This is a genomic window from Candidatus Nanosynsacchari sp. TM7_ANC_38.39_G1_1, from assembly GCF_004138385.1.
In genome coordinates this window covers 1-11,614 of sequence record NZ_PQNZ01000021.1, presented here as the reverse complement: position 1 = coordinate 11,614, position 11,614 = coordinate 1, and the positions used below count along the sequence as shown (strand labels likewise).

Genomic DNA, 11,614 nt, shown 5'->3' with positions numbered 1-11,614 from the left:
ATTTCACGGTTGAGCCGCCGCATCGGGCGCTGGTGCTGATCTCGTCGGTACTGGGAATTATACTGCACATCGGGCTGGAATTGTTCGGCTCATTCTTTCACGAGGACGACGCTAAGTCGGTCAAGGTCAAGACCGGCTGGGCAGCCTTCGCTAGCCTGCTCTATCTGGAGGTGCTGGACGCTAGTTTCAGCTTCGACGGCGTCATCGGCGCGTTTGCTATCACCAGTAGCGTGCTGCTGATCGTGGCGGGCCTGGGCGCCGGCGCAATTTGGGTGCGGTCGCTGACGGTGTATTTGCTGCGGACGGGCATGCTCAGTAAATATAAATATCTGGAAAATGGCGCGCACTGGGCGATTATGGCGCTGGGTATGATGATGATCGCCAAGTTGTTTCATCTGGAGCTGCCAGAATGGGCGACGGGCGGTTTGGGTTTGCTGTTTGTGAGCTTGGCGGTAGGTAGCAGTATGCTGGAAGCGCGAGCGATTAATCTGCAAGAAGCAGCTGCGGCGAAATTACATAGCGCTGAGCAGCGGCTGAAACACGGCGCGGCGAAAATTGTGCCGCGAAAGCGACGGTAATTGATATTTGTGGCTTTTTGTTTCGGGCGATATCGCTTGCTTATTGCAACATTGTTGCAATAAGCATTTTTAATTTCGCAGGCGCAATGGCGTAGTGATGTGTCGGGGGTTAGAGTTTGACGCTTATGGCTGAAATGTGATCGGATAAAAAGTCATGAATCATTGTTTGCGCCGTTGGGATGGCCCAATTTTTCAAAATAGTTAATTCATCGCTATTAAAATTCATCATAACAAAACGGTCGGTTGAGACTTGCCGTCGCAGTAGATTGTCGGTACCAATACGAATATGCCAGAAGTCAGCGCCGATGTGAGCATGAAGCGATTTCAAACCGTTGCTGCCAGCGTCGCGGCCGCCTTTTCGGACACGGATTTTACCAAAATCAAGCGCTGTATCGTCGTGAATAATCAGTACATCGTCAAGCGTCAGTTTATAAAAATCTAAGATAGCCCGCGCGGAAATACCGACCTCATTGTAATAGGTGGTCGGCTTGACAAGGAGAATTTTTTCTCCAGACATATTCAATTCGGCAATATCCGCCGAGAATTTTGGCTTATTGCTAAAATGTGCACTCTGCCCTGCCGCCAATTGGTCAATCACCAAAAAACCAGCATTATGCCGCGTGTGAACGTACTTTTCGCCAGGGTTACCAAGGGCCAGAATGACTTTCATAACCTTAGTATATCACCTTGGCTGTGATGACGTATAATAGATGTATGACGAAACGCGATGACGATTTGGAATTTAGTGTTAATGCGGCGTTTGACGAAGCGCGGGCGGTCGTTGATAAAGTGCCGCTTTATTTGGTGAACGGCTCGCTGGGTGCCGGCAAGACCAGCGTGTTGGAATTCTTATTGCAACAAAGTGACTATAAGGGTGCGCGGGTGATTGAAAATGAATATGCCAATGAAAATGTCGACGGCTATCGGCTGGAAGGTTTAGCGGAGATGGTGACGACGCTGGCTGGCGATTGTGTCTGCTGCTCGTCGAAACACGCACTGACACGGATGCTGCTGGATTTTTGCCGGAATTCACCGGCGCCAGTGTTTATCGAGGCGACGGGAGTGGCGCGAACGATGAACTTGGTCGAGAAATTGATTAATGCACAAATCTTCAATAAGTATGAGTTGATGCAGAGTTTTTACGTGATCGATGCGCACGAGATTTTGCGCGGGATTGAGCCAGCGCACGAAGTTGAACTGCAAGCAGCAGACGTGATTTTGGTGACCAAGGAGGATTTGCTGAACGATAGCGAGCTGGCTGAATACGAAGCAAAACGCCGCACCCTACCCTACGCCAAGGTGCTCAGCGCGCCGCACGGTCAGTTTGACCTCAGTAAAATCACCACGCCGTCGGGACTGTTGGCGTTTTTTGATACGTACGATGGCGAACTGGCGGTGCCGGATAATCCGACGTATGCGGTGCTGGATGTGTCGGGCATGAAAATTACGGCGACGACGTTGGAGAAAATATGGCCGGAGTTGTTCGCTGCGCATGGCCTACGGCGAATGAAAGGCTGCTTTATTAGTGACAACGGCGCGCGCCAGCATGTGGAGGCGACCGAGCAGCAAATTCAGCTAACTCATGCCAAGTCTGAGGAAGCGGCAAAAATTGTACTCATCGGCGAGCGAGCGGATGAGATTACCCGTGAAGCTTTGGCGGCGCAACTAGTGATGTTTGGATAAAATTCGCTTTCGTCGTTTCCGACTCGTCAGCATAGATACGCATCTATGGAGCGAACTGACAAGCAGGAGAATATAATATGTGCGACGGAGAGAACCGCCAAGTATTCTCGGCGGCTTGCCAGTTCGGGATCTCTACACCGAGCGCGAGTGTGCGTACTCGCTCAGGGCGTGAAGGTCGTACGGATAGAGGAGTTCAGACATCTGTCTGAACTCCTCGTAGTCGTCGACACACACCGCTGCGGTGTGTGTCGTAAAGACAATAGTGGCGTACAGGTGCTCCCCCTCCCTCAGCATCTTTTTCGCCACGTGGTACATGCAGGTATCGAGCTTTCGCCCGATATGCCCCTGCGCTACGTCGGACCCAGGATTGTAGTAGGTGCCCATGATGCACACCTCTCTCCTCATCCAGGCGGAGTGCCTGTGTCTTCCCTCGGGGGAAGCACTGCTTCTGGCGCCCGGATGGCGGCGAGCAAGATGAGGTTTCACGACACTATTTTGCCTCCGCTAAAATAACGCCATAAAATCTCACCTTGCTCTATTCTCAACTGCTTGTCAAAATACACTTTTGGACAAAACGTCAAACATCTGTCAACAAAAGCTTATATATATATCACTAATAGAACAAAACGTCAAGGGTTTTTGTCAAAAATGTGGTTTTATAGCTGTTTTTCGGCGTTTTTGGCTTGTTTGTAGGCTTTGGTGACGGGCGCCAGGCCGCGGGCGACGCGTTCGCGGTTGGCTTTGAGTTGTTTTTCGTCGCGGAAAGATAGTTTGATCGGCGTGCCAGTGTAATCGAAAATATCGCGAATTTGGCGCTCTAGATAACGCTTGTAGCTCCAATGGACGAACTTCAAATTGCTGCCGTAAATGACAAACCATGGCGGATTGGTATCGGTTTGTACGATGTAGCGCAGCTTCGGGTGGGTGTTTTTCAGGCCGGCTGGCGGATGCTTTTGAATTGATTGCTGCAGGAGATCGTTAAGCTTACGAGTAGTAGTTTTTTGCTGGCGGTTCGCATTGATACTGAGGGCTAAATCGAATAATTTAGCAACATTCTGGCCGGTGACCGAGCTAGTGAAAATTAACGGCGCCCACGGCGTAAAGTCGAATTGCGCTGAAATCTTTGGTGCCAGCGCGTCACGGGTGTAGGCATCTTTGCCGAGAGCGATGTCCCATTTGCTAACGACGATGGCTAGCCCCTTGCCTGCTTCGGCGATAATGCCAGCTAGCTTTTGGTCGAGGGCGGTGCTCAGTTCATTGACATCCATTAGCAAAAAGCAAATATCAGCCTCTTCGATGGCGGCGAGGGTGCGCAGGACGCTGAACTTCTCGATGCCGACCTCTTGCTTGCCTTGGCGGCGGATACCAGCGGTGTCGAGCAGTTCGATCGCTTGCCCGTGGTATTGCAGGCGGACGCGGTTGACGTCGCGGGTGGTGCCGGCGCGGCTGGCAACGATGGCTTGCTGCTTGCCGGCTAGCGTATTAAACAGACTAGACTTGCCGACGTTTGGCCGGCCGATAAGGGCGATTTTGAGAGTTTCGCTGGGCTCGGATTGTTGTTTGGCGGGGATGTGTTGGCAGATTTCGCTAAGGACGTCGGTGATACCAGAGTTATGTTCGGCGGAGGTGCGAATGATCGACTTGATGCCGAGGCGCAAGAATTCGCTATCAGGTAGGTTGCCTTTCAGATCGATTTTGTTAGTGATGAGAATGACGGGTTTGCGGCTCTTTAAGGCGGTTTTGGCGACGCGGCGGTCTTCGTCGCTGGGGTATTTGGTACTGTCGACGACCACGAGAATGACGTCGGCGGCTTCGGCGGCCTCGGTGATTTGGTCTTGGATGCTGGCTTCGAATTCGTCCTCGGCGGGCTTGAGGCCAGCGGTATCAACTAGCCAAAAATCGCGGCCTTGATATGACGCTTTACCGATGACGTTGTCGCGGGTGGTGCCAGCTTCGCGGGCAACAATGGCTTGCTGCGAGCGCATGATGCGGTTGAATAGCGAACTTTTACCAGCATTGGCGCGGCCGATAATAGCGACGGTAGGAAGTTTGGTTGCCATAATTAACTTAATTATAACAGAGGTGAGTTGATTTGGCGAGCGCTAGCGGTATAGCAGAATTTATAATAAGCCGATTGAAATGGCGTTATGCAGTGTCGATAGTAATACTGCCGTCAAGAATAGTCCGCCCGCTACTAGAAATATCCATTCGGCGAAAGCCTTCCACGACGTGGAGGACTCATCATTATTTTTATGTTTTGAACGCCGCAAATTTCGCCAGCCAATGAAACAGGCTGCGATAATTATTATCTCAAGACCAAGCGCGCAGACGTCAATGCCGTATTCAGCGTGCGGTCCAAACGAGATTGTTCTAGGTGCGCTGGCTACAGAGTAAAAACTACTATTCTCGTCAAAACATAATGTGCGCTTGTGCAGCGGGTTGAACAACCAAGATATTGAGTCGTTGGCGTGGTTGGTCAGTTGGTAATGAGGAGCTGGGTCGGGATTTGGCATACACATAGTATTTATTATAATCCAAAGATAGGTATAGTAAGACAACTTAATTTGTTAATTAGCAGAAATGCTTTGCCACTCCCCTCGTTCCATGTTGCCAAGCGAATAATTGCCGAATTGTACGCGGTGCAGTCGCACGACGGTGTAGCCGAGCGCGGCAAAGGTGCGGCGGATTTGGCGGTTGCGGCCTTCGCTCATGATGACTTGCCAGTTGAGGCGGCTATCGTCGAGGCGCTCTAGAGCCAGCTGGCTGCGGCCGTCCTCGAGGTTGACGCCAAAATCGCTAATCATCTGCTGGTGTAGCGGCTCAAGCGGTCGGTCGAGGCGGACTTTATATATTTTAGTCTTGCGAAAACTCGGGTGGGTCATGCGGTGAGCAAAATCGCCGTCGTTGGTCAGCAGAATCAAGCCAGAGCTATCCTTGTCAAGGCGGCCGACTGGCTTGAGGTGATCTAAATCTCGCGGCAACAATGAATAAATTGTCGGCGCATTACCCTGCTGGCGCCGCGAGCAAACGTAACCGACTGGTTTGTTGAGAGCGATGTAGACTTTCTTGATAGCATGAGAGCTGATGTCGCGGCCCGCGACTTTGACGGTGTCAGTTGGCGATAGACGAGCGCCAAGTGTCGCTGGCTTACCGTTGATAGTGACGGTATCTGTTGAGATGAGATTGTCGGCTTCGCGCCGCGAGATGCCGAGTTGGAGTGCTAAGAATTTATTGAGGCGAATCGTTTCGGTGCCACTAGCTGATTTTTGGCTTACCATAAGACGATTATTTTGGTTGGCTTGAGGAAATTGCGGTTTCTTCAAACTTTAACCCGGCTTCATCGGAAGAGGCTGGTGCTGCTAATGGTGCAGCTGGTTCTGGTACGCTAGTGTTTGGCGCTGGTATAGCTGGTGGTGTGGCGTTAAGCGCAGGCTGCGCGGAAGGATTATTCAAAGCGCTCTCAGCTGATGCGGTCATATTACTGATTGGCGTAGCAACTGCAGCTGGGCCTGGCATTATGTGAGGCATAGTTGATGCTGATGCTGGTGCTGGTGCTGGTGCTGGTGTAACGGGACTAGCTGCTGCCTCTGGTTGCGCTGGTTGAGGGGTGGCTGGAGTTGCCGCTGCGGTAGCACTGGCAGACGGTGAAGTCGGCGCTACTGATGGCGCTGAGTTTGTCGCTATAGAAGCTGGCTCGGGTGCAGCTGGCGCTGGAGTTGGCGCGGCCGCAGGGGTTGCTGCTGGCGTGGCCTGAGGGAACATGTTTGCAGGACTGGTCTGTGGCGCTGGGATGGTGTCAAGGTCTTGATATGTTGCTAGTTCTTCACTCATGCGAGCAGTGTAATCAATTGGTTCTTGATCAGTTGGGGTGATTGGCTGGATCACTCGGCCTGACGAACCTGGCCGGTTAGTTGAAAACGGCGCGATTGGTTGCGGCAAAGTGCTAGTTCTCGGTGCAGTTGCCGCGCTAGCTGGCGGTGGCAAAGTAGCTGCGGGCGCAGCTTGGCTGAGTACTGGATTAACCGGAGTAGTAACTGGGATATTAGTGACGGCGGCAGGCGCGCTAGCTGCTGGAGTTTCGCGCGGTGCGGCAACTAGCGGATTTGGCTGCTGTGCCGATGGAGCTGCGGGAATAGCTGCTGGTTCTGGCTGTGCTGGTTGAGGGGCGGTTGGAGTTGCCGCTGCGGTAGTGCTGGCAGGCATCGTTGTAACGGTGGCTGCCGCCGTATCGGTCGGCGCTGGGTTAGCCGGTGTTGGAGCGGTCGAGCTGGCTGCTGGATTAGAGCTAGAAGCTGGCCCCCCCGGAGTTTCGGGGTTTGGATTTAGTTCATTCGCTTTAGTGTTATCGCTTTCAGCCTTTTCTGGAGAATTGTTAGCTGGCGCTGGCTCCGTCGCCCTAGCACTAGGACCAGGCTCGATAGTAGCTCGTTTTGGCTCGTTGACAAGAGGTGCTGGCGTTTCGGCTGGCACTGAGGCGTCGCCGAGAACTTCGTGGACGGTGCGAACGACGTCCTCGATGCCGACTTGCGATTTGACTAGGTAGCGGTCAGCGCCGAGCGCCATGCCGCGTTGGCGTTGCTCATCGCTTGACAGAGCGGTCATCATAATGACGTGAATACCGCGTGTTTCGGTGGTACTGCGTAGGATATCCAGCATGTCGAAGCCGCTGATATTCGGCATCATAACGTCGCTAATTATTAGGTCGGGTACTTCTTTGATGGCAAGCGCCAAGGCTTGTTCGCCGTCGCTGGCAGATAATATGTCGTAGCCCTCGGCGCGCAGCCGTACACTATAAATCTCGCTGAGGCTTTTGTCGTCTTCTACTAGTAATATTTTTGTCATCTTACCCCTATTTTAACGGTTATGGTTTAAAAATGCTATACCCTATAGTTTTAATTTCGCCGCCGCGGGACGTTTAATCTGATTTCGTTGCGTAATTGTTCGGCGTATTTGTCGGGTGCGGCCTCAATATCGCTAAGCGGCGTGTTGGTAAATTGCTTGGTTGTACTGGCCGCGTTTTGGTTTAAATCGTTCGATTTGGGTGCTGGCGGCGGCGAATAGTTGAGTAAGCTGGTATCGGTGAAGGTCTGAGTCGGAACTGCTGGTGTTGGTGCGTCAAGCGGCGTTTGCTCAAACTCGGCAGCCGCTGGCGCAACCGCTAGAATTTCTGGCGCATTGCTAGCTAGCATGTCTTCGGCTGATAACTTATCAATGCTGGTGTTATTTTCGGTTTCGCCGTTATCATTTAGAAAAGTGGCAGCAACATGATCGACTCGCGGAATAGCCAAGAAAAATGTGCTGCCGTGCTGATATTCACTTTCAACCCACAACCGCCCGCCGATAGTTTCGGCTAGTCGCCGGCACAGGTATAAGCCTAGCCCAGTACCGCCTATCTGGCGGGTGTCGCTGTTATCGACGCGGTAGAACTTCTGAAAGAGATGGCCAACGTCCTCTGGCGGGATGCCGATGCCAGTGTCGGCGACACTTATCGTCACCTGGTCGTTGTTGCTAGTTACGTCAACGGTGATACTGCCAGACGGCGTGTACTTGATAGCATTTTCAATCAAGTTTTGGACGATTTCGCGGAGGTGGTCGTTATCGACATTAGCATATAAAATCGGGTTGATTCGGCGGTTCTGGACCTCCTTGCTAGAAACATCGCTAGTCGATGGTACGAAATTGACACTTAAGCCTTTTTCTTCGGCTTTCGGCGTTAATCCGTCGGCGATATCTTTGATGAAGTCGATGACATTAACGATTTTTGGATTGTTGCTGAGGCGATGGTCGTCAGCTTTGCTAATATCGAGCAAGTCTTGAAAAAGCCGGCCCAAGTGCTCGGCTGATTGATGCGCTTTGGTAATATAACCGCGAGCGCGCGTATCAATGGTGGCGGTTTGCGGGTTAAGCGCTAGGCCGAGGTAACCCTCAATGCTAGCAACTGGTGTACGCATCTCGTGGCTGGCGGTGCTGATGAACTCAGCGCGCTGGCGCTCGTCGCTGCGCTCGGCGGTGATATCGCGAAAGACGATCACTGCGCCGTCGTTATGCTTGTTACTGATTGGCTTAACTGAAATGCTAGCCATAAAATTTTTGTCAGATTGGGTCTTGATCTTGAAATCGTCAGTTTTGAGCGGGTTGTTAGTGTTGAGGACGCGAGCGATGATATCGCCGTTATCGTTATCTTTGATGGTGTTATTGTCCTGGTCCATTAGTCTGATGACTGATTTATATGACAAGCCGATAGCGTCTTGATTACCCCAGCCAACTAGCTGCTGGGCTGCTGGATTGATCAAGGTGATGATGCCTTTCGCATCGACGGCTACTACCCCGTCGCCGATAGCGCTGATAACAATGTCAGAGGCTTGAGGGCCAGCCACGGTAGCTAAACTCTCGCGGATTGGTTCACTAGCGCCAACAGATTGGTGTCGGCGCAGCCACAGTAAACTTGCAGCTAGCAAGGGTGTAAATAGTATCATAGCCAATGCTGCTAATGATCCCAAGGGTGTCTGCTCAATAATAAAACGTTCTGCCACTCCGGCCGCAGCGGCGATGACAGCTGTCAAGAGACCATAAGTTCCAAGTAATGGTCCGACAGCGACGATTACTGCAAATAGCGCCAAATGTGGCACCCCTTGATTGCTAGAGGCAAAAACTAGCAGCCAGCCCGTTGCAGTCAACAAGATATAATTAATTAGCAGCGATTGGTAAAAGTTTCGCTTAACAGCAAAATATGATACCAAAGTAATTACGAAAGCAATCGCGGCTAACGAGCCCGGTAGTATAGACACGTACAAAGGGTCTTCTGGAGATTTTCCACCGCCAATAGACCAAGCAAACAATCCAGCTACAACAGCGAGGATGAGCATAATTGCTTCGCTGGCGCGGTGATGCCAAAACCGATCAATATAGTTAGACGTGATGCCCCCTAATTTAGAGTTGCTTATGATTAGTATATATCGACAAGCCGTTTTGCTGCAACCCTCTGGCGCGTCTTTTAAGATAACTTTAAGGCGGTTTGCTATAATAGACAAAAGATATGAAGCAGATTTTCAAAACTACCCTACTCATGGCAATTCTGACAGGGCTATTCATGATGGTTGGCTATGCGTTTGGCGGCCAGCAGGGTATGCTGATGGCGCTAGGATTAGCGGCGGTGTCTAACTTTTTCATGTATTTTTTCAGTTCGTCGCTAGTAATTAAGATGCAAGACGCTCAGCCGCTGGGCAATCGTTACCCGCAGGTCGAGCGTATCGTCCGCGAGTTAACAGCCCAAGCGAATTTGCCGATGCCAAAGCTTTATTACGTCGAGACGCCGATTCCTAATGCCTTCGCGACAGGCCGCTCGCCGCAGCATGCTGCCGTAGCGGTGACGACTGGTATCATGGACATTCTGAATGAGGATGAACTGCGGGCGGTTTTGGCGCACGAATTAGGTCATGTCAAACATCGCGACATGCTAATCTCGACCATCGCCGCGACGCTGGCGGGTGCGATTAGTTATCTGGCGCAGCTAGCCTTTCTATTCGGCGGATCGTCGGACGACGATGACGGCGGTAATGTCTTTGCGATGATTGCCTCGTTAATTTTGGCGCCTATCGCTGCGATGTTGATCCAGATGGCAGTATCGCGCAGCCGCGAGTATGCGGCTGATCAGTATAGCCACAGTATTCTCGGCGCTGGCGATAATTTAGCGTCGGCGCTGATGAAGCTAGAAAACTGGAAAGCTAGCGTACCGCCGATTGCACCATCGCCAAGCCAAGAAGCTTCAGCTCATCTAATGTTTTCGAATATGTTCTCGCTGGGCGGCTTGCAAGCTCTCTTCTCGACTCACCCGTCGACCGAGGCGCGAATTGCTCGCTTGAAAGAATTAGACAAGTAGGCGTTGATGGCGGCCAAGCGTAAGTTCCGCGATCAAATCCTGCACAAGATGCTGCATGTTCCCTATCGATTGCGCGTCCGTTATAAACGTTTGCGGCGGCCATTCGCGGTAACTTATGTCTTTATCCACGGTCTGGCGGATACTGGTGAGTTGTGGCAACCTTTTATTGAGAACGTACCAGCTAATTGCAACTATATCGTAGTTGATTTATTAGGGCACGGTGGCTCTTATTTAGCACGAACTCGGCGAATGTATAGCGCTCGTGAACAAGCCCGCCACCTGCTGGCTACCTGCTTGACGAATGGCTTGAGTGGTCCAGTAGTGCTGGTCGGACATTCGTTTGGCTCGCTGGTGGCGATTGAGTTTGCTAGTATGTATAAGGGTATTGTTAAGCGCTGCATCTTGGTGGCGCCACCGATTTACCGTGATAGCTCTCAAACAGGCGCGGCGCGATTACGCCAGGACAATCTACTACGTGAAATCTATCGCCAAGCGCTAAAAACACCCAAGGCGGTAGTGGCTGGCTACGATTTATACTCTAAGTTGGGGCTGGCTGGCTTCTCAGAAACGCAGCTGACTCAGGATAATTTTAGCGCCTTTCGCGATACGCTGTTAGCTGGTATTATTAGCCAAAACGCTAGCCGTAAATTGGCCGAAACACGTATCGACACCGACATTATTTACGGCAAACTAGACCCGTTTATCGTCGAAAAGAATCTAAAGCACATTGCCGAAAAAAATCAGCAAATTACGCTGCATTCGCTAACTACCGCCACCCACGCCATCCGCCAGCGTACGCGCAAAGTTATCGTTAGCTGTATGAAAAGGGCTATCAAACCAGAATCTAAGTAGCTTATTGTGGATGTGATAGTGGCTTCTTAGCGAGCTGCCTTTGAGTGTTTGTATATATAACCGATGAGCACGATACCGATGCTGGCGGCTATACTATCAATGATAATATCGCGCACTTCTCCGCTTCTACCACTAATGAATAGTTGATGAAATTCATCGCTGGCAGCATAAAGTGCGCAAATAGTAATTGAGGACATTGTTGGTCGGTCAAACGGTAACTTTCTTAATTCTGCTCTCAATAAAGCGTTAAATGATAATATACCGAGTATGAAGTAAGCAAAAATATGTGCGCTCTTGCGAATTATGAAAGTCAGCAGCTGTTGGTCGATGCTTGGAACAATGTGATGTAGTTGCTCTACAAATACGCTGCTCTGTCCGCTAGATATTGAGGCTGGTTGCTGTGAAAATATGAAGATAACCACCATCCAAATTAATGGTAGGAGTAAGTGGATTTTAAGTAGCCTATCAGTCTGTGTCATTCTTAGGGCGTTATTCTTATGCTAACCTATATACATCATATTACTAATGTACGGAATCGTCATCCTCTCCTGCGATTAAACCTATGATTTTACAAATTTCTTTCGCTTTCTCGTCATTGCTTTTTAGAAAATTATCCATCTCA

General features: G+C 50.9%; 12 protein-coding genes. 4 read left to right on the top strand and 8 right to left on the bottom strand.

The window, feature by feature from the left end; genetic code table 11:
- The coding region (locus G1ANC_RS02165) for a DUF475 domain-containing protein (protein ID WP_129693389.1) at window positions 1-578 on the top strand (578 nt) is incomplete at its 5' end.
- A gap of 109 nt (window positions 579-687) precedes the next feature.
- Here the strand turns inward: G1ANC_RS02165 and pth are convergent.
- On the bottom strand, window positions 688-1,248 hold the full coding sequence (gene pth / locus G1ANC_RS02160) for an aminoacyl-tRNA hydrolase (protein ID WP_129693388.1): 561 nt from the start codon (window positions 1,246-1,248) through the stop codon (window positions 688-690).
- A 44-nt stretch (window positions 1,249-1,292) separates the two neighbouring features.
- Here pth and G1ANC_RS02155 point away from each other — a divergent pair, with 44 nt between their 5' ends.
- Entirely contained in the window at window positions 1,293-2,261 is a 969-nt protein-coding gene (locus tag G1ANC_RS02155) for a GTP-binding protein (RefSeq protein WP_164997973.1), read from the top strand.
- Between the two features lie 132 nt (window positions 2,262-2,393).
- Here the strand turns inward: G1ANC_RS02155 and G1ANC_RS02150 are convergent, their stop codons facing one another.
- The 6 genes from G1ANC_RS02150 to G1ANC_RS02125 all read right to left on the bottom strand — a co-directional run bounded on the left by G1ANC_RS02150 (window position 2,394) and on the right by G1ANC_RS02125 (window position 9,292).
- Window positions 2,394-2,645 (bottom strand): hypothetical protein, encoded by a 252-nt coding sequence (locus G1ANC_RS02150; protein ID WP_129693386.1) that lies wholly within the window; start codon window positions 2,643-2,645, stop codon window positions 2,394-2,396.
- Window positions 2,646-2,917: 272 nt separating this feature from the next.
- Entirely contained in the window at window positions 2,918-4,321 is a 1,404-nt protein-coding gene (gene der / locus G1ANC_RS02145; RefSeq protein WP_129693385.1) for a ribosome biogenesis GTPase Der, read from the bottom strand.
- A 60-nt stretch (window positions 4,322-4,381) separates the two neighbouring features.
- Window positions 4,382-4,774, bottom strand: coding sequence for a hypothetical protein (locus G1ANC_RS02140; RefSeq protein WP_129693384.1), 393 nt, complete (start codon window positions 4,772-4,774; stop codon window positions 4,382-4,384).
- 54 nt (window positions 4,775-4,828) lie between these two features.
- A complete protein-coding gene (locus tag G1ANC_RS02135; RefSeq protein WP_129693383.1) occupies window positions 4,829-5,539 on the bottom strand; it encodes a pseudouridine synthase in 711 nt (236 codons plus the stop codon).
- 7 nt (window positions 5,540-5,546) lie between these two features.
- A complete protein-coding gene (locus G1ANC_RS02130; RefSeq protein ID WP_129693382.1) occupies window positions 5,547-7,103 on the bottom strand; it encodes a response regulator transcription factor in 1,557 nt (518 codons plus the stop codon).
- Between the two features lie 50 nt (window positions 7,104-7,153).
- Entirely contained in the window at window positions 7,154-9,292 is a 2,139-nt protein-coding gene (locus G1ANC_RS02125) for an ATP-binding protein (protein ID WP_129693381.1), read from the bottom strand.
- 5 nt (window positions 9,293-9,297) lie between these two features.
- On the opposite strand from G1ANC_RS02125, the gene G1ANC_RS02120 reads away from it, so the two are divergent.
- Together G1ANC_RS02120 and G1ANC_RS02115 are read left to right on the top strand one after the other, a co-directional pair.
- Window positions 9,298-10,140: a zinc metalloprotease HtpX gene (locus tag G1ANC_RS02120; protein WP_129693380.1), complete on the top strand. Its 843-nt coding sequence runs from the start codon at window positions 9,298-9,300 to the stop codon at window positions 10,138-10,140.
- A 6-nt stretch (window positions 10,141-10,146) separates the two neighbouring features.
- On the top strand, window positions 10,147-10,992 hold the full coding sequence (locus G1ANC_RS02115; protein WP_129693379.1) for an alpha/beta fold hydrolase: 846 nt from the start codon (window positions 10,147-10,149) through the stop codon (window positions 10,990-10,992).
- A 26-nt stretch (window positions 10,993-11,018) separates the two neighbouring features.
- Here G1ANC_RS02115 and G1ANC_RS02110 read toward each other — a convergent pair whose 3' ends face one another.
- Entirely contained in the window at window positions 11,019-11,471 is a 453-nt protein-coding gene (locus G1ANC_RS02110; RefSeq protein ID WP_129693378.1) for a VanZ family protein, read from the bottom strand.
- Window positions 11,472-11,614 lie beyond the last annotated feature (143 nt).